The organism is Lachnotalea sp. AF33-28 (genome assembly GCF_003477885.1).
Classification (GTDB): domain Bacteria; phylum Bacillota; class Clostridia; order Lachnospirales; family Lachnospiraceae; genus AF33-28.
This window is the reverse complement of sequence record NZ_QUEE01000017.1, coordinates 51,219-75,135: the sequence shown is the minus strand read 5'-3', so window position 1 is coordinate 75,135 and position 23,917 is coordinate 51,219. Positions and strand designations below refer to the sequence as shown.

Here is a 23,917-nt window from a genome sequence, read left to right as displayed (position 1 = left end):
GTTCTATAAATATGCTTTTATACTGCGATGCCGCCCGCCGCAGACGGTCAGGGGCTGAAATAATAAATGATCTTTCCCATGGGACTCTCCCCATTCTGGCAAAGATTACCCTCCATCGTCCATCCGCCCGCCGCATCACTGCCAATCCGGACGGTGACCGGCAGCTTCTTTTCCGGCACGTCTTCCGTATAATAAAGATTGACCGCCTGTAACGTGTCCTCCAATATTTCATCTGTCTTTCGGGACAAATTTAATGAAAGATTTACGGCCTGTGTGAAAATCAGTATCACGATCATCAGCACCGCAAAGGATACAATTACGCTGACCAGCGTTGTGCCGCTGCTGTCCTTTAACATCATTGCTCCCTCCCTGCCCGGTTCCAGCTGCCGTTCCAGACTTTGAAACCGCCGCCTGCCTCATCGTCTTCCAGCGTCGGATCATATCTGGTAGTTATGCTGTATTTCTCGCCGGCTGTTTCGGCCGTGATGACGATGACAAGCTCCCGTTCCTCGTCAGAATCCTCAAGCTCATCCTTGGTCTGCCAGTACATCACCGCCGTCAGTGTCCCGGCCTCTTTTACGGCATTTCCGCCCGAAGACTCCACGGTCACGGGCAGTGTTTTAACAGCTCTTACCTTGTTATGGGACCCTGTGACATCTTCCGAGTCGTAATAAGGCCAGCCCTTCTCCAACTGATCTTTTACATAAATGCAGGCCGTGCTGTCTGCATTTCCCAGTTCCCGTTCTACCTGTTTGCTGAACGATATGGCCAGGATGCGGCTCTGCTCCTGGTAATACCGCTGCCCCGCTTTATTCACAGACTGTGAAGCGGCCAGGATCAGTGAAAGCGCCAGCACCAGAAAGAGGCTCATCAGACAGAGCACCACGATCATGGTATAGCCCTCGCTGCCCTTTAAACAGGCAGAGCCGCGTTTCTTTATTCTGCTATTCATCTTCCGCCCCCTCCCCGCCCTGCTGCGGGACGATCTTTCCAATCTCCGCCGCGCTGGACTGTGCGGCCTTCGTTTCCGCCGCATTGGATGTCTGGGGCTCCTGATATCTGGATTTTTCCGTCTGCGGCTGCGCGGCCTTGGTTTCTGCCGGCGTACCCGCTTCCGTTAAATCCTCATCTGTTCCTGTACCCGTTTCTCCTCCGGATTCCGTCTTTACAGCATCCGCTGTTTCCTCTGTTTCTTCCGTTTTATCCGGCTGCGCGGTACCGGACAGCTCTGTTTCTGCAGGCAGGCCTGCCGATTCTGAAAGCGATGGGCCGCTGTCCGGCATTACCGCAGCCGTGTATGCCGCTGTCCCGAAAAGCTCTTTTACATGTTTCTCCTGGGCTTCCTGCGCCAGACGGCTGATCTCCTCATTCAGAGCGGCCAGGCTGCTGCCTTCAGGCATACCCGGATTCGCCCCGGTATCCGCATTGTCATACTCCGATATATCATATTCCCCGGTGTCTGCATTCCTCTGCCACCGTTTCTCCACGGACGCTTCATAATTGCCGCTGTCCAGCCAGGAGAAAGCCAGCACGGACAGGCGCTGTGTCAGCACATACTCCGTTTCATTCGCGGTGCAGTCCGGCAGTTCCAGCACATACGCCGCGCCCGCATCTCCCACACTGCACTGCAGAACAGGATTCACACGCAGCTTATAGCGAAAGCCGGTATCATCCCCGCCCTCCAGTATGTCGCTGTGAGGGATATAAAAGCGGAATATTCCTGCGTCCGTATCGCTCTCTGTACAGAGAAGCTTTACATAGACGGGTTCCGCCAGGCCGTCGGTGATACTCTGCAGCCCTGTCCGGTATTCTTCATCCAGATCTCCCAACGGCATATATACCTCAAAGGGTTCCTGCGCCAGGCCGGTCTCCCGGACAAACAGCCTGTATTCCTGATAAACCGGCTGTCCTTGTGCATCCGTAATGCCGGAATCCGTTTCCGTCCGGATCAGATAACCGTCCCCATAGGAAACGCTTTCCCAGGCCAGCGTCTTGTGCTCCGCCTGAATCTTTGTTTCTTCTACCGGGCCTCCGTTTTCTATATACTCAGTCCGTATAACCGCTTTGTTATCTCCCTGCCTTAAATCAGGCGCCGCAGCTTTTACCCTGGGCAGCCGGAAGGTATACCAATCCGTCCATACCGAACTCACCTGCACATCGGAATATGCCCGGAATCTCACCTTTAGATACTGCCCCGCAGCATCCGCCGGCAGTCCGATCAGATTATATTCCGCGCTCTGCAGGCCGCCCTGGGTATGGAAACTCTCCAGCATCAGCAGCGCAGATTCCGGGACGCCGTCAGGCGTGTCTGCGATAAATGCCTCGCCCAGATAATTGCCGGTCTCTGCGGACGAAGATACCAGCGTCAGCTTCATTCCCTGATCCCTGAACTCTGCCTCCGTAAGCGCGCTTCCATAGGTCTCATCATATACGCGGTCAAGGGAAACTAAAAATCCTTCCGTCCGGTCAGGAGGAGTCATTCTCGTCTCCAACGCAAAGGTATACGGCACGCTGGGCTGTGAATCACGGTATTTGGTCTGATCCGCAGACAGCGCTGTCACAAGCACCGTGACCTGCTCTCCCGGCGGAAAATCCTCCAGATCGATCTGTGCGGACCAGATGCCCGTTTCGGTTGTTACATCCGTCTGCTGATCCCTGCAGGAGGCCGTCACGCGGTATCCTGCAAAGCTGCCGGCCACCGCCTCATCCGGAGAGGGATTCCACCGGACGGTATAAATAAGGTCATTCTTTGTCTTCAGCGCAGCGCTGACTCCCGTCACGCTCTGCAGTCTGGAAGAAATCGAAAATTCTTTTTCCGAAGAGGATGAAAGCAGCTTTCCGTCTTCGCCGTGTCTGGTTACGGTCAGTTTCACCCTTGTGTACTTCCATCCGCTGCCGTCGACGGTGAGAGACCTGCCGGTCACGTTTCTTTCCGACGCGATGATCTGCCCGCTGCCGCCATCCTCCGTATACCCTGTCAGTACGACATCGTAAATTCCCGATCCGGCGGCCTTCTGATCCCATACAAATGTGTATGTTTCGTCAGTGAGGGACATATCTCCGATCACCGGAGTATCCGCCGCGGGAGGGAGCACGAACGTCATCTCTTCACAGACAGAGGTTCCGTTTTTGGCAAATGCATCCGGATATGCCAGCACTATGCTCTCAAACTGGCTGCCGTCAAGCCGGACTCCGTTGCCTCCGCTCTCTACATTCTGATAATACCTGGCATTCCCAGCCTCCCAGGGATAGTACCGCACGGTCAGCTTTTGGCCCGCCAGCTGCGCAAGCTGCTCATTTGTGAGAGAAGAGAAATTAAGTGCTACGGCTGAAATGGCCAGTTCTTTCTGCAGAGGCGCGCTCGTCTCCGCAATCAGAGTGCCGCCATAGAGCAGCTCCACTCTGTAAAGCATGCTGTAGGAATTATTTTCAGCATTTCGCAAACGGAACTGATAGGTCAGATCCTCCGCAGAAGACCCTGTCAGCGAAGCGCTGCCCGCAATCACCTCCGCGCGCATGGTGTTGGACGGCCCGCGCAGATATGCCATCTCCATGATCTTTGCGGAATCCTGATAAACGCCGTTTTTATCCACAGCCTGGGACACGCAGGTTAGATTGATCTCTTTGCCGAAACCGATTTTCCTCTCCAAATCGTTCCTGTTAAACGTATAGGAAGTTCCGTTGGAGAGTTCAGCCGTCACCTGCCAGTCGGCTCCTGCACAGGCATCCAGTTCATCCGCGTTATCCAGCATGAGCGTGCCGTACACCTCATTCTGGTTCCTGTATCCGATTACATAGCTGACCCTGGGGTTTGGCAGCTGTTCTGCTGTCTGCTGTGTGTCCAATGACGCGATCTGTGAACTGTTTTTTTGCGTCCCGCTGACCGCCTGCAGGGTTACGTCAAATTCCGTACCGGGCGCAAAGTCAATGAGGGTAAAGTTTACACTCTGCCTTGTGGGGGGGACCGTCAAAACCTTGCAGGGCTGTGTGTCCCCTTTTTTCTGTATGGTAACCTCATAATAATAGACACGGTCCGCATTTGCCCCCGATTTCCAGGACAATGTATACATCTCCCCGGTTTTATTCAGTGCAAGCCCGCCGGGAGTTCCCAGTTTCACAGTTCCGTAATACTGCCGGTAATAACTATCCAGCGGCCCGGCATAATTGTCCTTCAGCTTTTTCGCCTGGGTGAGCGTCCCGGCTGTACCTGTATAAATCGGTCCGGGTGTCACAGGGAAAACCAGATCGCAGCCATTTAATGTCCTGTTATTGAAGTTTCTGCTGTCCCATGTTCCGTTCTTTGCCAGCCGGACTGCTTTTCCGATCCCCCGCATATCCCAGTCATTAAAGTACTGGAAATAATAATTCAGGGTATCCGTTGCCAGCCCCTTTTCCGTTATGGCCCTGTTAGTTTTTGCGACGTTAAAATTATGGATCACCGCCGCCGGTTTGTTGGAGCCGTTTCCGTAAATGCCGTTGAATACATCGTTTAAATTCACGCCCGTGCCATAGTTGACGCAGCGAAAGATAGTAACCGCCATATTTCCGCTGCCGCCCACCTGCCCGGCAATTCCCGCACAGGTTCCGCTGTTAGATAACACACCCGCGTTATAGCAGTCGCTGATGTTCAGCTGCGAATCTTTTGCAGCGTTGACATATCCGAAGATACCGCCGGCGCACTTGCCGTAATAATCATTGGTAATAATCTGTCCGTTGTTGCCGCAGTGTTCGATATTCACCTGCATATCCTGCGTGCTGGTCCAAATGTCCGCCGCAATGCCTGCCACTCTTCCGTGATAGGCTCCGCTTTCCTTAGTCAGTATGTTTCCGTTATTATAGCATTCCGACACAGTGCCGCCATAATCTCTCCAAAATCCTATGATACCGCCCGCGCTGTATTTCTGCGTAGTGATATCGCCGTTGTTTGTGCAGCCGGTTATCCTGAATCCCCCCGAAGAGGTATTCATCTGCACCCCGATAATTCCTCCCACATAATACCAGCTGCCGGTCACATCCGCATTGTTGGTCAGGCCTTCCAGATCATACCTGCCCGCGTTATTGCCGATGATTCCGCCGGTGCCGAACTCATGGGCGGCATTTTTATCGTTTTTAACGGTCCAGTCTCCTGTGGAGGAATCGCTGATGCGTCCTGCCGTGTCATTATATCCCACCAGACCGCCCACACAGCTGCTGTTTTTTGCAGAGATTTCTATGCCGGAAGTGTCCTGCATATCATTTCCGCTGATCTCTCCCCTGTTCATGCCCGCCACTCCGCCAAGATAGCTGTAGGCGGCCTCAATCCATGATGAACCCGCCAGTGCGCATCGCGTGATGCGCCCGTTTTCCCGGTTTATGCCGGTGATTCCGCCGGTATTGGACATGGACTCACTGTTATCCGCGGTGCCTCCGCCCTGCACACTGCCCTGAAATGAGCACTGTTCGATCAGAGCCTGCCCGTCTCCGCCGCCGTTGATGCCCGCCACACCGCCGATTCCGTACTCCGCTCCCTGGTTTCCGGACACCCATCCAACAAAAGCACAGTCCTTCAACGTGCCCTGGTTGACTCCGGCGATACCGCCCAGATTGCCGCTGACGCTGGACTCAATATTCAGATTGGCATTCACGTCCCCGCATGAACGGATTGCCGCACTGTTTCCGTTCCATCCGGCTACGCCGCCCAGATTGACACGGGACGCTGCCGCCGTCAGAGAAATGCCTTTACCGTCCTTTCCCACGGAGGCGCTGTCAATGCTGCCGAAATTACCACCGGTGATACCGCCCACATAACTCTCTGTCCCTTCGCGCGGTATATCCTCAATCACCGTCATACCGTAAACTGCGCATTCTCTGATTATGCCATGATTTTCTGCTGCGATGCCGCCAGTATATTCCTGCCCCTTCACACCGCCTTCAGGCATCCGGCATGTAAGGACACTTCCGCGGTTCACAGACGCAATTCCCCCGGCCCCGCCGCCGCTGGCCATGATATCGCCGCCGTTCTCACAGTCTTTTATCTCACCTTCATTGAGTGCGGCAATCCCGGCTGCATTCCCGTTGGAAGAGCGCACTTCTCCCAGGTTTCTGCTCCTAAGAATACTGGCGCCGCTTCCGTTGCAGCCTGCGATGCCGCCCGCACTGCCCTCCAAAGCCGTCACGGTCACACGCGCGCCGGTCTCCACGGATTCCAACGCTGCTTCATTATATCCGATGACTCCGCCTACCCAGTCCGTTCCGCTGACGCTGTATTCCCCGGACAGGCCGATCACAGAGGCGCCGTCTGTGTTCCAGCCGGCAGCTCCGCCCACATCGGTTCCTGTGCCGCCCACCGCGCCGTTTATGACACAGCCATAGATCTGCGCTTTCTCTCCCGCGTTCACCGCGGCGATGCCGCCCAGATAGCTGCCGCTTCCTCTGACAGCCATGCTGATTCCTGCTGCGGGCTCAATGCGGCATTGATTGATCTCCCCCTCATTTCTTGAGACAATTCCGCCCAGATAGGACTGGCCGTAAATCTGTCCCGTAAAGCTGCATTCCTTTATCACTCCGTTTCGCGTATTGAGGCCGGCGATGCCGCCCAGTCCGGATACACCGTCCATCGTGCCGCCCTCCGAGGCCTCAATGATCCCCTCATTGACCTCGGCAAGCCCACCCATATAGGTGCTTAAACTGCGGATCACCCCTTTCTGAGTATTCGCGCATCCGGTGACCGTGATGTTCTCATTCACGATTCCGGTGATCCCTCCCGCATAGGAGAACTCCGCCGACGCGGACAAATCGGCATTCTTTACCGCCAGCTCTGCCGTTACCGGCGATGCATTCGCAATGTTAGATATGGTGAGGTCGGTTCCTGGCGCGCCGTAACCCAGCACACCGCCCGCATACAGCCCCGCCTCAAGCCCGTTAAGCCTCACCTCGCCTTTATCGGCGCCCTCATGTGAGATCAGAAATTCCGTATTGCTGGCCTTGCTCTGTTCTTTAGCAATCCGAACCACTTCCGCCGCCGCTTCCGGCACTAAGCGGCCTTCTACTGCTGCCGCCAGCTTCTCTGCGAGTTTATCCGGGGTATTCTCACTGCCGCCCCCATTGCCAAACAGCTGAACATATCCGAAATAACCTCCTGCAAACGCTCCGTCCGCCCGGACAGTTCCAAGGAAGTTGCTGACCGAGCAGTCAGCCTTAATGCTGCCGCCGTTTGTCTGCAGGATATTGCCTCCAAAAGCCCCGCCTGCAAAATAATTTCCTTCCACCAGATTCGGGTTGGAGACAAACACCGGCTGCTCCTTCTTGTTTTTTGCAAAAAGGTCTGCCGCTGTATTCAGGCCCACATAGCCTCCCACGAAGCAGTTTCCGGACAGATACCCCCCGGTGAGCTCATAATTTTCAATACTTCTTTCATTAGGTGCCTTGCCTTTGTACCTATTGCATCCGGCAATGCCACCCACATAATTTCTGCCGGCAGCCACGGCCACCACATCCGCCGGTGTTTCACTGTATATCACGCCGCAGTTTAATCCCGCAATGCCCCCTATGTAATCGCCTTCACTTCCGGCCTTTTTTACCAGCTCCAACAGTGACATTCCGTCCTTCGATGCAATATTGATCACAGTGGTGCAGTTTTCCAGCCGTCCGGCATTATAGCCCGTGATACCGCCGGCATATTCCACAGTTGCAATGGTCAGCCCCTCATTGGTCCAGCCTGAAACGACCCGGGCAGCGCTGTATGTATCCTCCGCCGTCCCATCCGCTTCCAGATCGGCATTGATCCCTACAATGCCGCCCACATAGGATTCGCCTGCCACATTGGCCTTATTGCTGTATCCGCCTGCTTCCACCGCCCCTGACTGCACATACCCTGCGATGCCTCCCACATATTTACGTCCCGTCACCCAGGCGGCTGTCAGCCGGTTTTCGCTGTCACGGTCCCCCGTGCCGCAGTTTTCCACAATTCCCTCATCCAGAAACCCCACAATGCCGCCCACATAGCTTCCGTACAGATCGGTGAGCCTGCCCTGGCTGTCATATACGGGCTCCGCCAGAGGTGTGCTGATGCTGTCCGCTATGCGGCTTTGGCTGCTGTAACCGGCTATGCCTCCGATGTAACGGCTCTCCTCCCCGCCTTCATCCGCAAGGCCCTGTATGACGCCATAGTTTCTGCAGTCCACCGCTTCAGATTTCTCCTGGCTCCCTATAATGCCGCCCACATGACTGAATCCGGTGACATCCGCCTTATTTACCAGGCCGCTGTCCGTATATAAATAGGTTCCGGCCCCATGCAGACCGGCCGCCTGATCGGTGGCTTTCTCCACGCCGATCACACCGCCCACATAGTGCTGTCCGAATACTGTGCCGCTCACCGTGCCGTCTGTTACATTGCCCTTATTCCACCCGCACAGCGCGCCGACAAAATCCACGCCGTTCACAGAGACACCGCGCAGATCCGCATGATCAATGCTGCCTTCATTCACCGCAAAAAGGCCGAGCGGTTCATTACTATTTTCCTCACGCAGCACCAGCCCGGTTATGGCATAGGAGGTGCCGCCGTTTTTACCCGTATATGCGGAGTATTCTCCGAGACGGTCTATGGCGGGAAATGCCGCCGCATCCGCCCCGGCTTTCAGCTCAACCTTTTCCGTCTTATCATAGACCTTGCCAAATGCGGGCATTCCCTGTTCTCCCTGCCAAGTAATGTCGGAAGCCTGGGTATAGGTGACGGAACGGATATCCGTGCTCTCCCTGGCCGCCTCCGAAAAACGGATGTTGAACAGGTGCCGGGCATTTTTCAATGAATAGCTCACCCCGGTGCCCTGCCATGTTTCCCCGGCAAAATAGCTGTGGGCGATATTGCTCTGTTTCCACGAACTGGTCTTATAATTGGTGCCGGATGCCTGCACCCTTGCATAAATGCTGCCGGGTCCGATCCCCAGCCTGGTGATGCTGTATGTATCCTTACCTGCGGCCGGCATGCCCGCAGCATCTGTCACACCTTTCAGATCCGCAGCCGCCTGCAGGTCCAGGGCATCCAATACCAGATACAGGCTGCCGTTTTCTCCGTAAGCATAAAACGGATACTCCTTCAGAGTAACGGTCTGCGGCGTGCCCCCGTCATCGTATTGATATACGGTAAGATCGCAGAGTATCCGGTTGCCGCGGGAAGCGCCCGCAGCCAGGATCTCATTGTTCTCATCGGTATTTACCTGCATGGAGAGCAGCAGGTTCTTTGTATCCTTATCATATAATTTGATCGCATAGTTCAGGTGCTGGGCCAGCGCGGCAAAGCTCTCCTTTAAAGACCAGCGCAGGTACAGCTCTTCGCCATTGACCAGCTCCACTTCCTTTAAGGAAGGCTTGCCCAGGGAGGCAGGGGACTGGCTGGACAGCTCATCCACGCAGTAATAGCCGACCATGCGCTCCCTGCGCACGGAAAGCTCCCTGCTGCTGATACTGACCGCGCCTGTTTCCCCGCCGCCCTCTGCGGACCCGTAATAAAAGGCGGACGCCATATCGCTGTAGCAGACGGAATAGACCAGCCCTTCAGCCGGGTCAAACTCCACAGTGATAGCGGCGTCCAATATGGATTTATCATAAATATAATCGTCCAGTATGCGATAAAGCATTTCTGTATCAGAAGCGCCCGGAATAAGGGTCAGGTAATAGAGCCTGCCGTCATACGCCTCCGGCAGGCCTTCCACCATACTGCTGTCCACCTTATTCTCTTTTCCTTCCCCTGTGAGCATGTATTCCTTAAGTTCCTGCATCTGCCCGGAGGAGGCATAATGGTTGAGTGATGACTGTGCCGCATAAAATACGGTCTCCGCGTAGCTGTTATTTTTCACAAATCTGGAATGTCTGGTATACGCGGACAGTCCAAGCACCGAAACCGTGACCAATATGGCCAGGATAGCGAGCACTACAATGCACTCCACCAGAGTAAAGCCTTTATCTGATCTTCCGATCCGTTTTCTCATTTTCAGCCCTGGCTTCTCTATGATTTGTTATAATGTTATAATCTTATCACAATCTGTGACGGCCGTAAACCAAATTTGCCAGTTACAGCTGGTATTGTCTGTCATCTTGTTCCGATCTTATTTTACCCCAAAATTGTTGGCACGCAGCCACTCATCCGCAGCATCATAACTGCCGCTGGCATGTATGCCGGCAATTCCCGCGGGCGATGCCGCTCCGCTCCATGATTTCGCCTGGCTCACATAAACCACGCCGTCCGCATAGACCAGATTTGCCTTCCATTGGTTCGTGCCGCTGCCGGAATCTTCCCCGGCATAAAGAATCATCGATCCGTCGCTTAACCAATAGGGACGCCAGTAGAGCTTTTTTCCTTCAAACACTGTGCCGGAAGTGAAAGAAGAAGATACTTCCAGCAGACTGCCCCTCTCATTAAACAAGTCCTTTATAAGGACATCTCTTCCCTGTCCTTTTTTATATTCTCCGGATGCCCACTTATCTCCGTAAATCTTCTCTGCCAGCGACACATACCCCAGCACCGATTCCTTTACACAGGGGCAGGCAAACTCCACTTCCACCTGTCCGGACGCGTTCAGCCGGAAATCCATCTGATATTGCACATGATAGACAGGACAGACCGTTTCTTTCTCTTCGCAGTAGCGCTGCCCGACCATATAGTCCAATACATCCTGTCCCCCCAACACGGCCTTGATCTCCAGCAGATCCTTGGCGCCGCGGATCTCATCCTCAGCTACATACATCGTTTTAAAATAGCGTTCCAGGGATTTTCTCTGCGTCTGGCAGACCGTCTCCCGCGCTTTCTGTATGTAGCCGGTCAGCGTGGGAATCAGGATTGCGGCCAATATAGCCAGGATCACCAGGACTACGATCAGCTCCACCAGCGTAAAACCTTTATTTTTTTTCATGGAAAGCCTCCTCAATATCGGCTGCTACCTCTGTCTCTATTCTACCATTTCGACACTATTTGTCAAACAATTCTGAAAATGTAAAAATGCTTGCTAATTTCCTCCGCCGCATATATAATGAAAATCATAAATCAGAAAAGGAAGGACTTTTCCAATACAATGAAATTAAAAAGAATCCTTGCCGTCATCGGTGTCATACTGCTGGCGGGTCTCTATATTTCCACCCTGGTGTTCGCCATCATCGGAACACCGTTTGCAATCAGCATGCTGAAGGCTTCCGTCTTCGCTACTATCTTTATTCCGATTCTTCTTTATGTATTCAATATGGTCGTCAAACACCTGAAAGGTGATTCCGCAGAAAAAAAGGATGAACCCTGATCTATACGGTTCATCCCTCATCCTCATATACATTCCTGATTATCTAGTCTTAAGTTCAAATCCCAGCATGTTCTTCAATCCCTCAAACAGCGCTTCCCGTCCTGTCACATGTACGGTTTTAAATCCCAGATTTTCGGCAGTCTCTATATTGGGCAGCGTATCGTCCAGAAACAGCGTTTCCTCCGCTTTCAGATGATAGCGGTCTAACAGGCACCGGTAGATTTCGGCGCCTGGCTTTACCAGCTTTTCCTGCCAGGAAACCACGCCGCCGTCCATATGCCGGAAAAACCGGTAGGAAGCATATGCCTTTTCAAACCCCTTCCGATTGTAGTTAGACAGATAATATACACGGTATCCGGCGTTTTTCAGTTCCTGTACCAGATTTTCCGAATAGTCATATTCAATAATCCAGTCCTGGATATGCTCTGCCAGCAGCGTGATTTCCCTCTCATACTGGGGCGCACAGGCGATAAACTGCTGCAGTATTTCTTCTTCGGCAATCACTCCGCGATCCCGCTCCATCCAAAGCGGGCTGCGGAATGTGGCATCCGCAATGATTTCATAAGCCTCTTCAGAGAAATGAAAACTGTCCATATATTCCTGCCAGCCAAACCGCGCCAGGACATTTCCTATATCAAATACCACATTTTTTATCATGCTCACACCTGTTTTCTGACGATGATTTCATCCCGTCCGGGTCCGTTGGATACCATGGTGACCGGCACTCCGATTTCCTGTTCCACCGCATCGATATAATCCCGGCAGTTTTTCGGAAGCTCCTCATAGTTTTTAATGCCGCGGATATCCGTCTTCCAGCCCGGCATCACCCTGTACACCGGTTTCGCTTTATCCAGTTTCACGGTGGTGGGGAAGTCCTTTGTCACCTCGCCGTCAATCTCATATCCCACGCAGATCGGGATCTGATCCAGATAACCCAGCACATCCAGCACCGTCAGAGCCGCCTCGGTAGCTCCCTGTACGCGGCATCCGTAGCGCGTTGCCACAGCATCAAACCAGCCCATGCGCCGCGGGCGTCCCGTTGTTGCTCCGAATTCTCCCGAATCTCCGCCGCGCCTGCGCAGCTCATCGGCTTCCTCCCCAAAGATTTCGCTGACAAACGCTCCCGCGCCCACAGCGCTGGAGTATGCTTTCACCACCGCGGTAATATTTTGGATCTCGTAGGGAGGTATGCCAGCCCCAATGGCACCGTAAGCCGCAAGTGTTGACGAAGAGGTTACCATGGGATAGATTCCGTGATCAGGATCCTTTAAAGACCCCAGCTGCCCCTCCAGCAGGATGTTTTTCCCCTCCTTCAGCGCTTCATGCAGATACAGCGAAACATCGCATACATAGGGCGCCACCATTTCACGGTAGTCCATCAGTTCGCGGAACAGTTCGTCCGGATCCAGCAGAGGTTTATGATAGAAATGCTCCAACAGCACATTTTTCAGCTCGCATACATTTTCCAGTTTGGCCTTTAAAACATCCTCGTCAAACAGCTCACTGACCTGAAAGCCGATCTTAGCGTATTTATCGGAATAAAACGGAGCAATACCTGATTTTGTGGATCCGAAGGATCTGCCCGCAAGGCGCTCTTCCTCATAGGTATCCAGCAGAATATGATAGGGCATCAGAATCTGTGCGCGGTCAGACACAAGTATCCTGGGAGCCGGCACACCCTTTTCTTCCAGAGATTTGATTTCCTGGAACAGATACGGAATGTTCAGTGCCACACCGTTGCCGATCACACTGGTGGTATGGCTGTAAAATACGCCTGACGGCAGCAGATGCAGCGCAAATCTGCCATAATCATTGATGATGGTATGGCCGGCATTGCTGCCGCCCTGAAAGCGGACGATGATATCCGATTCCTTAGCCAGCATATCCGTTATCTTGCCCTTTCCCTCATCACCCCAGTTGGCTCCAACGATCGCTCTAACCATAGTATTTCCTCCTTATACTGTCAACAGCCAAAGGCCGATGACCTGCGCACACTTCAATATGCTTCCTTTTACTATTATGCTTAGCTGCAAAAAATCCTACTACAGTATATATTATGTTTTTTCTAAAATCAATTTTTTTTTTAAATTTTCTTGCATTATATAGCATGCAGCATCACTATGCACGGCTGCCGATCAAGCAGCACATGGCGGGGCAGAGTACGGTAACTGTGAATAGCACCGTGCAGCAGCTGTATGGGAAGGAGTCAGTATGCTCAAAGACCGTTTGAGAGAACTTCGAAAAAACCGCAACATAAGTCAGAGGGAGGCTGCCGGCGCGCTGCATTTGAGCCGGGAAGCCTATACCATGTATGAAAGCGGGCAGCGTCTTCCCGGATGCGATGTGCTGGCGGCGCTGGCCGATTACTATGGAGTAAATGTGGACTATCTGCTCGGGCGCTGCGATTTCCCCTTTCTGCCGGGCGCACCCGGAGACGGAGAAGCGGAGCTGCTGGCCTGCTACCGGCATTTAGACCGAAGAGGGAAACAGAACGTACTGGCCGCCGCAAAACATGAGATATCCCGGCAGGCGGCACTGGCCGCAGTCCAAAAAGAGCCGTTTTAGCTTAATGGGGTAAACTTGCGCGGCATCGGCTCTCTGTGTTTCGGTCTGGCGGCCTGTACGGCCTCCTCACAGAACTGCTGCTGTGAATTTACGAGGGTTTTTCCTCTCTTATCCACCTTTTCATATGTGCCGTCCGGCTGCAGCACATGGGCCTTCACATTATCCTCCAGTTCCGTGGTCAGGATATGGATAACCTGCAATTTTAGGTCCGGATTTTCCACCGGGAAAGTGATTTCCACACGGCGGTCCAGATTTCTCGGCATCCAGTCCGCGCTGCCCATATAGACGTCTTCCTGCCCGTTGTTATAGAAATAGAAGATGCGGCTGTGTTCCAGGAAGTTGCCGACGATGGAGCGCACGGAAATATTGTCGCTGATGCCGGGGATTCCCACCTTAAGCCCGCAGATGCCGCGGATGATCAGTTCGATCTTAACCCCTGCCGCGCTGGCCTCATAAAGCGCAGCGATCATGGTCTGATCGCAAAGGGAGTTCATCTTGGCGATAATATGGGCAGGCCTTCCCTCCAGCGCATTGTCAGTCTCCCGGTGGATCAGCCTTAAGAACTTATTTTTCAGCCAGATCGGAGCCACGGCCAGCTTGTTCCAGGACAGCGGTTCTGAATAGCCGGAGAGCATGTTGAATACGGCGGTGGCGTCTTCGCCGATGCTTTTCTGACAGGTCATCAGGCCGCAGTCGGTATAGAGCTTGGCCGTGGTATCGTTATAATTGCCGGTGCCCAGATGCACATAGCGCCGGATGCCTTCGTCTTCCCTGCGCACCACCAGCGTAATCTTGCAGTGGGTCTTTAAGCCCAGCAGCCCGTAGATGACATGGCAGCCAGCCTTCTCCAGCATCTTCGCCCAGTTGATATTGTTTTCTTCATCAAATCTGGCTTTCAGTTCCACCAGCACGGTAACCTGCTTCCCATTCTCGGCGGCCTGTGCCAGAGAAGCGATGATCGGAGAATTCCCGCTGACGCGGTACAGAGTCTGTTTGATCGCCAGGACGTTGGGGTCCTTGGCGGATCTGCGGATAAAATCCACCACCGGTTCAAATGTCTGGTAGGGATGGTGCAGCAGGATATCCCCTTTCCGTATATTAGCAAAAATATCATCCTCATTCTGCAGGGCCATCACCGGCTGAGGCACATAGCGTTCTGTCTTGAGATGCTCATAGCCTTCCAGGCCGTAAAGCTTGGATAGAAAAGTCAGATCCAACGGTCCGCTTATGGCATAGATATCCTCCTCTTTGATGGAAAACTCCTTTTTCAGAATCTTAAGCAGCCGTTTATCCATGCCCTCTTCCACTTCCAGCTTGATCACTTCACCCCACTGGCGCTGCTTGAGCTGCTTTTCGATGGCTTCCAGCAAATCCTCCGCCTCTTCCTCATCGATGGTCAGATCCGCGTTTCTCATGATCCTGTAGGGGTGGGCGCAAATCACATCGTAATTGAGGAACAGCCGGGCGATGTTGCGCTCGATGACCTCTTCTAAAAGGATCAGGCTGGTGCCGCTCTCTGAAGGCACCCTTAAAAGCCGTGGAAGCACACTGGGTACCTGTACAGTGGCAAACTCCAGTTCCTGGCTGCCCTTTTTCTTCTGCAGGAGAGCCGCAATATTGAGGGTTTTATTGCGGATCAGCGGAAAGGGCCTGGAAGGGTCCACTGCCATGGGAGTCAGCACCGGATAGACCGTCTCATCAAAATAACGGTCCGCAAATTCTCTTTCCTTCTCCGTCATGGCCTCATGCTTCGTAATGATCCGTATTCCCTGTTTTTCCAGAAGGGGCAGCAGCGACCGGTTATAGGTGTTATACTGCATATCCACCAGTCTGTGGCATTCCTCGCCGATTAAGGCCAGCTGTGCGCCTGCCTTCAGCCCGGCGATATCAGGCTTGGTATAATCCGCATGAACCATATCCTTTAATGAGGCTACCCGAACCATCACAAATTCATCCAGATTGGATGCTGTGATGCCTAAAAATTTCACCCGCTCCAGCAGCGGAATCGTCTTGTCCCTGGCCTCGCTTAACACCCGGTAATTGAACGCAAGCCAGCTAAGCTCACGGTTTCTGTAATAATCCGGATTCAGAAAATCCTTTTTCTTCTCTTCCACAGTGTCACACGCCCTTTCTCTGCTTTAAAATCGGCCGAATGCCGTATACTTCCTCGAAGAAGTCCGCCTTCTTCTCAAACAGCGCCTTTTCCAGCGTGATATCCTCCAGTGACTCCGTGGTGATGATCAGCTGCTGATTTTTAAATGTGGTCCTGATATTGTCGAACTTCTGTTTATGGCTGCGGTCCATGGCATTGGCAATCCTTAGGATTGCGGTCAGTTTAGCGATCAGCACATTGGTATACGGGTCGCGGTTGCTCTCCGGATCCTCCTCATAGCTGAAATCCACGGTGTTGTACTTCACCACGTTGGCCACGATTTCACGTTCCTCATGGGAGATTCCTATGATCTCCGTGGACATGATGATATGAAACGCGCAGTCCGCCGGCGTCCTCATGCTGATATACTTGCCGCAGTCATGCAGGATCGCGGATATCTGCAGCAGCAGGCGCTCCCGTTTCCCCAAACCATGATATTTCTTCATGCAGTCAAATATGCTTAACACCGTTTTTTCCAGCATGGCCGTGTGGCGCTTATTGCCCATATAGCGTTTGGCAATATTCCTGGCGGCCACCAGGATGTCCTCACTGAAATCATGGGTGAATTTCATGAGCTTTTTCTGCTCGGCGTATTCCGCCGCGATGCCGTCGCAGAGGTTTACGCCCGGCACCCAAAGCATTTCGGCGCCGGTGATCTCAAACATCTTGCTGTACACAGTCATCGAAGGCAGCATCAGATAGGCGTATTCCAGCGGTATATCGTAGCGCTCTCCGATCTGCTCCGGCGTCATGGTCCGTATGGAGGCATAAAATTCCGTGAATTCCTGGACGTTTATCCGGTCCGAATGACCGGCGGCCGAGGCCCTCCGGTTTAAATACAGCGCGCAGATGCCCGTCGCTATGATGTTGCGGATATCCCTGTCCTTAAGAAACAGCTTCTTAAAGGTCTGGATATCATTGTCCGCCAGCTCCTCGATCAGCTGGTTCATGCTGGTATCGTCCGCATCGGCGCTTCCCAGGGTCTCCCTGATCCGAAGCGCGCCAAGGCGCAGATACTGTGTTGTCACCAGAGCGTCCTTGTCAAACAGAGACAGCTGTACGCTGCCGGAGCCCACGTCCGCAATGGCGGTTCCCTTTTGGATGATTTTCTGAAACTCGTTCTCTTTGGAGGCGATGGCCTTGTAACAGAGAAAACGCTGTTCCGAATTGCTTAATATCTTTACCTCTATGCCGGTTCTGACCCTGATCTGATCCAACACAATTTTATTGTTTCTGGCCTCCCGAAGCGCGCTCGTCGCATACGCCCTGTATGCGCTGATGCGGTAAACCTGCATCACATCCGCGAATCCCTTCAGGATCTGGCACATCTCATCAATCAGGGCATAGCCGATCTTGCCCTGACGGTAGGTATCCTTGCCTGCTGCCGCCGCCTGACGGATATGATCCACAACCTGTATGCCGCATTTTGCGCTCAGCTCATATATGGTGAGCTCAAGGTCATAGGATCCCACGTCAATAGCCGCAAATGTTGTAACTGCCATAGCTGCCGTCCCCTTTATAAGTTTTGTTTCATTCTACCCTTTTTTGCACAAAAAAACAAGGTGCCTGCCCGCTTTTTCGGGTGACACCTCAATATTGATTACAGTTCACGGCTGTCATAAACGTCCCGCGTATAGCGGGGCAGAGTATAGTCCCCATAGGGACACGCTTTCGCTCCGTGAAGCGCGCAGCGGTTCTAACGCTGCAAACCACGCAGCGAAAGAACCGGCGGGCTTCAAGGGATCCCTATGGGGACTATACTCTGCCCCGCTATACGCTGCTTTATCGGCAGCCGTAAACAGTAATCACTATTATAGATTGCTGTAAGCTGCAGTTTACATATCCGTTCATCTGGCGGCGCTGCTCCGCCCTGCCAGATGATGGATGAACTGGGTCGCGGTCCGGCCGGACAGGCCGCCGTGGGAAAGCTCCCACCGGTTGGCCTCAAGCAGCAGTTCTTCCTCCGGCATATCGATTCCGTAACGGTCCGCCAGCACCCGAACAATTTCCTGGAATTCTTTCTTTTCCGGAGCCCCATAATAGATCTGTACACCGAAACGAGATACCAGGGACAGCTTCTCCTGAACCGTATCATTCTCATGCAGATCATCGGACAGTTCCCGTTTGTCGCTGAATTTCTCACGGATCAGATGGCGGCGGTTGGAGGTGGCATAGATCAGCACATTGTCAGGCTTCTTTTCAAGGCCGCCTTCGATGACCGCTTTCAGATATTTATACTCTATCTCAAAATCCTCAAAGGATAAATCGTCCATCAGGATTATGAACCTGTAATTTCTGTCCTTGATCTCTGAAATTACCGCCGGAAGCTGATGGAACTGATGCTTATACACCTCGATCATCCGCAGGCCTCTGTCATAATATTCATTGAGCAGCGCCTTTATGCTGGAGGACTTGCCCGTGCCGCTGTCGCCGAAGAGCAGGCAGTTATTGGCCTTTCTGCCTTCCACAAACGCCTCCGTGTTGGCGATCAGCTTCTTTTTCTGCATCTCATAGCCCACCAGATCCTTCAGATAGATGTGCTCAATATTGGTAATCGGCTGTACAATGCCGGTTTCATCCTCCCGCCCGATGCGAAAAGCCTTATGAAGACCGAGCTTTCCCACACCGCATTCCCGGTAGAATTCCGTCACGGTGGAGAGACTCTGCTCCACATCCCGGGCCTGCGCCAGCTCTTCTCCGAGGCGGCAGATGCTCTGCCGTATCCTTTTGTTGAAGATGCGGCTGTTCTGTCCGCTGTCTTTGTAGTCCGCGAGACCTGCAAACAGGTTTGTACGGTATTTGCTGTCCAGGGAAGCGATATCATAATGAAACAGCTCCAGAAACAGTTCCAGATCATGTCTGGCAAACAGGTTGATGCTTCCTTCCACCCTGCCACGGATCTCGCAGGTCTTGCTGAAGGTATTCTCATGGTTAGCCAGCACATAGGCCAGATAGCAGTGCCAGAGATTTCCGTAAAATCCGTGGGAAACCGCCAGTTCCAGCAGATCTCCGGCCGTCCTGCAGGCGAGATGGGAGGAAGCCTCTTCCGGTCCTTCCATCAGCGCAACCATATTTTTCATGATGCCCAGCATCCTGGCATCGCGGTATAACAGTAATTCTTCTGTGTTCATAGCTACTAGCAGCTCCTTTTAGTAATTGCCCAATATCTTCAGACTGGCCGCCTCTTCGGAAATGCCCATGATGGCATTCTGTACACCGGGATCGCTTAAATTCCCCTCAAAATCCACAAAGAACCGATATTCCCAGGTTCTTCCGGGCATCGGCCTGGATTCGATTTTGGTCATATTGAGATTATTATAGATAAAATGTGACAGCATGTTATAGAGCGCGCCGCTCTCATGAGCGGTCTCAAAACAGATGCTCACCTTGCCCGCATCCTCCCGGTAAATCTTCTGGCTGGAGAGGATGACAAAGCGGGTGGTGTTGGCCGCGTTAAAATTAATCGGGGCCTTAAGCACCTTAAGCCCATAGAGCTTTCCCGCCCTTTCGCTGGCAATGGCCGCCTGGGAGATATCCTGGTCCTCCAGCACCTTCTTTGCGCTGCCGGCCGTATTATCCGTGCTGATTTTCTCCCAGTCTTTGTGCTCGCTTAAAAATTTGGAGCACTGCATGAGTCCCTGCGGATGGGAATATACCACGCGGATATCCTCCATGCCGGATTCGGGGAGCCCAAGCAGAGCATGCTCCACCTTTACCTCTGTCTCTCCCACGATATAATTGTCGTATTTTACCAGCAGGTCATATACATCTCCCACCATACCCGCTGAGCTGTTCTCGATAGGAAGCACCGCATAATCCGCTCTGCCGCCGCTCAAGGCGTTCATCGCATCCTCCCAGGTTTTCACATTGGCAAAATCCGCATCTTCACCGAAGAACTGAATCGCTGCCGCCTGGCTGTAAGCGCCTTCCACGCCCTGATACAGTATCCGCGCATTCTCGGTTACAAGCTTTTTTACCGGCATGAACGGAAGGCGGCGGATGACGCCGTGTTTTGTCATCATGCCGTACTGCAGCTTTCTGCTCATCGCCATGATCTGTATGAACAGCTCTTCCACTCCGCGTTTATTAAAATCGCCTTCGGCCATTTCCTTTAAGGTCTCCAGCTTGCTCTTTTCCCTCTCAAGATCCCGCACCGGACGGTTTGAGGATATCTTGGTCTTTGCCACCTGGCCGCAGAGTTTCATTCTCTCCTGAAACAGCTCCACCATGCTGCGGTCGATGTGGTCCAGCTCCTTCCTAATTTCTCCCAGATCTCTTGCCTGATTGTCCATATCTTCCTCTCTCTTAACGGCCTGTATTATTTATGTACCACGAATATGACTTTCTGTCCTGTTCACCTGCCTGCATGCTGCCGCATCATTGCGCAGTTACATCAGCGGTAAGGGTACGTACCTCCTCCAGACCGCATCTGATCGCATTTTCTGAAATATCAAAACCCCAGTCACCTAAAAGCTCTGCCGTTTCCACGGCAACCGCCGCATTTTCCGCCTGCCATTGCTCATCAGGCCATACCTTCAGGTTCTTATGATATTTATATTCAAAAAGGTTCGGCTGCTGTGTGTCATCCACCATCACGATCCTGTCCAGGGAAACATTGCGCAGGTTGGAATTATTATGGTCAGCCTCCTCTGCGAGCACACGCATGACACTCTCCGGCTGGCGGCCCGTCACAATGGGCACGCCGGGCCTTATGGCAGCCGCCGCCCGGACGGCCGGCTCCTCCCGATCAGTGGCTCCGGCATGTTCCTCCTCCGGCAGGATGGGAACAAAAACACTGCAAACCGCATTTATCATGACAGCAAGCACCTCGGAGACAGGATCGTCGAATGCTTCCACAACAGTGATCTCACAGCGTTCCCTGTCCAGACACAGGAATATGACTGCCGCCTCCAGCTGTGCTTCTGTGGGCCGGTCATATCCTTCCTGTTCCAGTTTGTCCGATGCCTGACGGATCCGCTCCACCGCTTCCGCATACCGTTTACAGGAAATATGCTCTCCATCCGCGCAAACAGCCATTTCAGGCTGCTCTGTAAGAGGCAGGCGCACTGTTCCCGTGCAGTATCCTGCCTGCCCAAGAATTGCGCTGATAAAGCGCTGCACGGCCCTTCTCCCCCGACTCCCCGCTATATAAACAAAACGCAGGCGTTCCTCAGGGCTGCCCAGAGCGAACAACAGCTTTTTTAAATTTCTGTGTTCCAGAAAATCGGGCTGCTCTTTGCCGGCAGCCTTTATGTATTCTCTGGCTTCCTCATATGTCATGGTATCTCCTCATTTCTGCGATTGTTTTTATAGACAAACTATGTAATACTATATATAAAATTTTCTTCTGATCTTTCTCATTTCTCCCCATACATTATCCCCATAATTGCTCACCAAAACAGAAATCATGCCATTGTTGGGATTATATAATGTCTGTCGACATTATACCATGTCAGCAAGCTGACATGCCCCTCCGGGGGATGCGCATGATTTCCTGTGGAAATTGCCTGCTTCGCAGACGGAAATCAGCGCGGTATAATGTCTGTCGACATTATACCATGTCAGCAAGCTGACATGCCCCTCCGGGGGGATGCGCATGATTTCCTAAGGAAATTGTCTGCTTCGCAGACGGAAATCAGCGCGGTATAATGTCTGTCGACATTATACCATCTTTTCCCACAAAATCAAGTTTGCGGGGTGGGCGAATAATTTCTGACGTACCTGCCACAATATAGACCATGAATCAAAACTTTTTTAAATGCGGAATGATTGGCTGGACTATGGAATTGGCCTTTAGCAGTATTCACGATCTGACTACCAAGCACGATAAACGTATGATCGGCAGGACTTCCCTCCTGATGTTTCCGATCTACGGCATGGGGGCGGTTTTCTGCCCTCTCGCCAAAAAGCTTCGTGGGATGAATACATTTATAAGGGGAGGTGTCTATACCGTTCTAATCTTTTTGACCGAATACGCTACAGGCTGGTTATTACGCCGCTTTTCCATGTGTCCCTGGGATTACAGTGACGCCAAATATAACATCGACGGTCTCGTCCGTCTGGACTTCGCCCCGGCCTGGTTTATACTGGGACTGGTGTTTGAAAAATGCACCTGCGAAAAGGAGTGTCAGGATGACTGATGCTCCTTTACATATCCCCTGTTCAGAGGCGGATCAGCTGTTCACCGCGGTGGAGCAGGCGGTAATCCCTTGGGGTCATGCCGTACCGTTCCTTAAATTTGCGGTAAAAATAGCTGTTATTTTCGTATCCCACAGCGTTTATAATATCGTCCACCGGCAGCGCTGTGTCACAGAGCAGCTCAACCGCTTTGTTCATGCGCTTGCGCTGAAGCAGCTCTTTGAAATTAAAACCGGTGCCGCTCTTGATCAGGCGGCTTAAGCTGTAGATGGATTGGTTTAAATTGTCACAGAGCTCTGTCAGGCTGGCTGTGGTGTAATTTTGCTCGATGTAGCGCAGCGTGGACATCAGGATCATGTTCTCATACTGGTTGGGCATGCTTTCTTCGATATGCCTGGTCTCATTCAGCAGATGCAGAAACAGAAGGCCCATGGTGGTCTGGTTGATTCGCCCTTCATTCCCCTGCCGGTGGATCAGGGAATGGATCATATTTTCCATCAGGTTTTGGATCTGAAGGCTGTCGGACACCTTAAAATGCAGGTACTGCCCCTGGCTGCTGTCATGCTTTAACATGCCTACCAGGAAATTCGCCAGCACATTATCCCGCCCGACCATGGAAAAAGTCACGTCAAAAAATTCCGGCAGGATGATGAAATTAATCCCGATATCATCAATTCCGGCAGGCAGAATTTCATGGGTGGTGTGCTGGTTCAAAAACAGCAGCTCGCCCTTATCCACCACCACCTTTTTCCCTTCGATAATGTGGGTGATGGAGCCTTTGCAGACATACATCAGCTCCACATAGTTATGGGTGTGGAGCGGAAAACGGATGAACCGGGTATGAGTCCTAAGAGCGATCACGTTGCCGCTCTCGAGCATCTTCCGGCTGTCTATGGTAAAACCGCTGCCGGTGGTGTAAATTGCCTTTTTCACTTCCCTGCTGCCATTTAGTATCTCCTGTTCTTCTTCAGTTATTTGCTCCAGCGTATGCAGCAGATTCTGTTCCACTCCTTCACCTCCTCTTATATAAATGTTATATTTTCTACAGTTTAATCCCGGTGTAAAGAGCTGTCAAGTAAAACTCTGTTGAAACAGCGGTGAGGAAGTTACTGTTCATGGCTGCTGTAAATTTTCCGCACATGTCGGGGCAGTATCGGCAGCCGTGAATAGTAATGTGATTAATAACTGCTTGCCATTTGGATCAATGTGTGGTATTGTTAATTCACATTTCTTATCAGGAGTTTTCTCCTGAACCGTGCGGCAGTTTCAGCCGCTTGATTCCCATTGAACTTGCAATACTGACAGGGGGGATTTCTCTGACCTTATTTAGCCTTCTGCCTTGTATTGCGGCACTCAGAATACACGTATACCGGATATCATCCGGTAAGCTGGGGGTGATCGTGATTCATCCATGAATCCTTATGTTGTTACAGTTCAAACAGCGCATCTTTAAAAGCCGTTCAAGAAGCAGTCCATGCGATGTGGACAAATGGCGCAGAAGCGGACTTTCTTATAAGCAAGCTTAACGCCTGCTTTTGCATCAACCTTTCCACAATCTGTACTGTTACTTACATTTTAATTTTTAGCAGTTTAATCAGCTGCACCCTTGCTTCATGCCCACATTTCAGGTAAAATAAAGGAGAGACTACAGATGATCAAAGTGAACAAAAAGTATAAAGATCGGTTATTCCGCATGGTGTTTCACGAAAAGGAGGCGCTGCTTGCGCTTTATAACGCTGTTTCCGGCAGTTCCTTCACGGATCCGGACGAGGTTGAAATCGTCACATTGGACGATGTG

The 23,917-nt window shown here is 52.3% G+C and carries 15 protein-coding genes; 3 read left to right on the top strand and 12 right to left on the bottom strand.

What is annotated here, in order from left to right:
* Window positions 1-47 precede the first annotated feature (47 nt).
* From DWZ56_RS19425 to DWZ56_RS23375, 4 genes are all read right to left on the bottom strand, one after another.
* Window positions 48-359 (bottom strand): hypothetical protein, encoded by a 312-nt coding sequence (locus tag DWZ56_RS19425; protein WP_147369457.1) that lies wholly within the window; start codon window positions 357-359, stop codon window positions 48-50.
* Window positions 356-952, bottom strand: coding sequence for a hypothetical protein (locus DWZ56_RS19420; protein ID WP_118558259.1), 597 nt, complete (start codon window positions 950-952; stop codon window positions 356-358). Before DWZ56_RS19420 ends, DWZ56_RS19425 begins: the two co-directional genes overlap by 4 nt.
* The gene (locus tag DWZ56_RS19415; protein WP_118558311.1) at window positions 945-9,965 is read right to left on the bottom strand and encodes a fibronectin type III domain-containing protein; all 9,021 of its coding nucleotides are present in this window, start codon (window positions 9,963-9,965) and stop codon (window positions 945-947) included. Before DWZ56_RS19415 ends, DWZ56_RS19420 begins: the two co-directional genes overlap by 8 nt.
* A 117-nt stretch (window positions 9,966-10,082) precedes the next feature.
* Window positions 10,083-10,886: a prepilin-type N-terminal cleavage/methylation domain-containing protein gene (locus DWZ56_RS23375; RefSeq protein ID WP_279220319.1), complete on the bottom strand. Its 804-nt coding sequence runs from the start codon at window positions 10,884-10,886 to the stop codon at window positions 10,083-10,085.
* A 159-nt stretch (window positions 10,887-11,045) separates the two neighbouring features.
* On the opposite strand from DWZ56_RS23375, the gene DWZ56_RS19405 reads away from it, so the two are divergent.
* On the top strand, window positions 11,046-11,264 hold the full coding sequence (locus DWZ56_RS19405) for a hypothetical protein (RefSeq protein ID WP_118558310.1): 219 nt from the start codon (window positions 11,046-11,048) through the stop codon (window positions 11,262-11,264).
* A gap of 39 nt (window positions 11,265-11,303) precedes the next feature.
* Here DWZ56_RS19405 and DWZ56_RS19400 read toward each other — a convergent pair whose 3' ends face one another.
* A complete protein-coding gene (locus DWZ56_RS19400) occupies window positions 11,304-11,921 on the bottom strand; it encodes an HAD family hydrolase (protein ID WP_118558258.1) in 618 nt (205 codons plus the stop codon).
* Window positions 11,922-11,923: 2 nt separating this feature from the next.
* Window positions 11,924-13,207 (bottom strand): adenylosuccinate synthase, encoded by a 1,284-nt coding sequence (locus tag DWZ56_RS19395; protein WP_118558257.1) that lies wholly within the window; start codon window positions 13,205-13,207, stop codon window positions 11,924-11,926.
* Between the two features lie 268 nt (window positions 13,208-13,475).
* Between DWZ56_RS19395 and DWZ56_RS19390 the strand changes: the two genes are divergently transcribed.
* Window positions 13,476-13,829 carry a helix-turn-helix domain-containing protein gene (locus DWZ56_RS19390; RefSeq protein ID WP_118558256.1) on the top strand — a complete coding sequence of 118 codons (354 nt, stop codon included), beginning with the start codon at window positions 13,476-13,478 and terminating at the stop codon, window positions 13,827-13,829.
* On the opposite strand, the gene DWZ56_RS19385 is transcribed toward DWZ56_RS19390, so the two are convergent.
* From DWZ56_RS19385 to DWZ56_RS19365, 5 genes are all read right to left on the bottom strand, one after another.
* A complete protein-coding gene (locus tag DWZ56_RS19385) occupies window positions 13,826-15,943 on the bottom strand; it encodes an RNA degradosome polyphosphate kinase (RefSeq protein ID WP_118558255.1) in 2,118 nt (705 codons plus the stop codon). The genes DWZ56_RS19390 and DWZ56_RS19385 overlap by 4 nt on opposite strands.
* A gap of 4 nt (window positions 15,944-15,947) precedes the next feature.
* Window positions 15,948-17,483, bottom strand: a complete 1,536-nt coding sequence (locus DWZ56_RS19380; protein WP_118558254.1) for a Ppx/GppA phosphatase family protein — start codon at window positions 17,481-17,483, stop codon at window positions 15,948-15,950.
* 345 nt (window positions 17,484-17,828) lie between these two features.
* Window positions 17,829-19,112, bottom strand: coding sequence for an ATP-binding protein (locus tag DWZ56_RS19375; RefSeq protein ID WP_118558253.1), 1,284 nt, complete (start codon window positions 19,110-19,112; stop codon window positions 17,829-17,831).
* Window positions 19,113-19,130: 18 nt separating this feature from the next.
* Window positions 19,131-20,273: a prephenate dehydratase gene (gene pheA / locus DWZ56_RS19370; protein WP_118558252.1), complete on the bottom strand. Its 1,143-nt coding sequence runs from the start codon at window positions 20,271-20,273 to the stop codon at window positions 19,131-19,133.
* 85 nt (window positions 20,274-20,358) lie between these two features.
* A complete protein-coding gene (locus tag DWZ56_RS19365) occupies window positions 20,359-21,261 on the bottom strand; it encodes a hypothetical protein (RefSeq protein WP_118558251.1) in 903 nt (300 codons plus the stop codon).
* A 458-nt stretch (window positions 21,262-21,719) separates the two neighbouring features.
* On the opposite strand from DWZ56_RS19365, the gene DWZ56_RS19360 reads away from it, so the two are divergent.
* Window positions 21,720-22,121: a putative ABC transporter permease gene (locus DWZ56_RS19360; protein ID WP_118558250.1), complete on the top strand. Its 402-nt coding sequence runs from the start codon at window positions 21,720-21,722 to the stop codon at window positions 22,119-22,121.
* 22 nt (window positions 22,122-22,143) lie between these two features.
* Here DWZ56_RS19360 and DWZ56_RS19355 read toward each other — a convergent pair whose 3' ends face one another.
* Window positions 22,144-23,127, bottom strand: coding sequence for an AraC family transcriptional regulator (locus DWZ56_RS19355; protein ID WP_118558249.1), 984 nt, complete (start codon window positions 23,125-23,127; stop codon window positions 22,144-22,146).
* Between the last annotated feature and the right edge of the window lie 790 nt (window positions 23,128-23,917).

Excerpts from the sequence above, each read along its gene's own strand:
- DWZ56_RS19425 (WP_147369457.1), bottom strand. The coding sequence starts at position 359 with ATGATGTTAAAGGACAGCAGCGGCACAACGCTGGTCAGCGTAATTGTA.
- DWZ56_RS19420 (WP_118558259.1), bottom strand. The coding sequence starts at position 952 with ATGAATAGCAGAATAAAGAAACGCGGCTCTGCCTGTTTAAAGGGCAGC.
- DWZ56_RS19415 (WP_118558311.1), bottom strand. The coding sequence starts at position 9,965 with ATGAGAAAACGGATCGGAAGATCAGATAAAGGCTTTACTCTGGTGGAG.
- DWZ56_RS23375 (WP_279220319.1), bottom strand. The coding sequence starts at position 10,886 with ATGAAAAAAAATAAAGGTTTTACGCTGGTGGAGCTGATCGTAGTCCTG.
- DWZ56_RS19405 (WP_118558310.1), top strand. The coding sequence starts at position 11,046 with ATGAAATTAAAAAGAATCCTTGCCGTCATCGGTGTCATACTGCTGGCG.
- DWZ56_RS19400 (WP_118558258.1), bottom strand. The coding sequence starts at position 11,921 with ATGATAAAAAATGTGGTATTTGATATAGGAAATGTCCTGGCGCGGTTT.
- DWZ56_RS19395 (WP_118558257.1), bottom strand. The coding sequence starts at position 13,207 with ATGGTTAGAGCGATCGTTGGAGCCAACTGGGGTGATGAGGGAAAGGGC.
- DWZ56_RS19390 (WP_118558256.1), top strand. The coding sequence starts at position 13,476 with ATGCTCAAAGACCGTTTGAGAGAACTTCGAAAAAACCGCAACATAAGT.
- DWZ56_RS19380 (WP_118558254.1), bottom strand. The coding sequence starts at position 17,483 with ATGGCAGTTACAACATTTGCGGCTATTGACGTGGGATCCTATGACCTT.
- DWZ56_RS19375 (WP_118558253.1), bottom strand. The coding sequence starts at position 19,112 with ATGAACACAGAAGAATTACTGTTATACCGCGATGCCAGGATGCTGGGC.
- pheA (WP_118558252.1), bottom strand. The coding sequence starts at position 20,273 with ATGGACAATCAGGCAAGAGATCTGGGAGAAATTAGGAAGGAGCTGGAC.
- DWZ56_RS19365 (WP_118558251.1), bottom strand. The coding sequence starts at position 21,261 with ATGACATATGAGGAAGCCAGAGAATACATAAAGGCTGCCGGCAAAGAG.
- DWZ56_RS19360 (WP_118558250.1), top strand. The coding sequence starts at position 21,720 with ATGAATCAAAACTTTTTTAAATGCGGAATGATTGGCTGGACTATGGAA.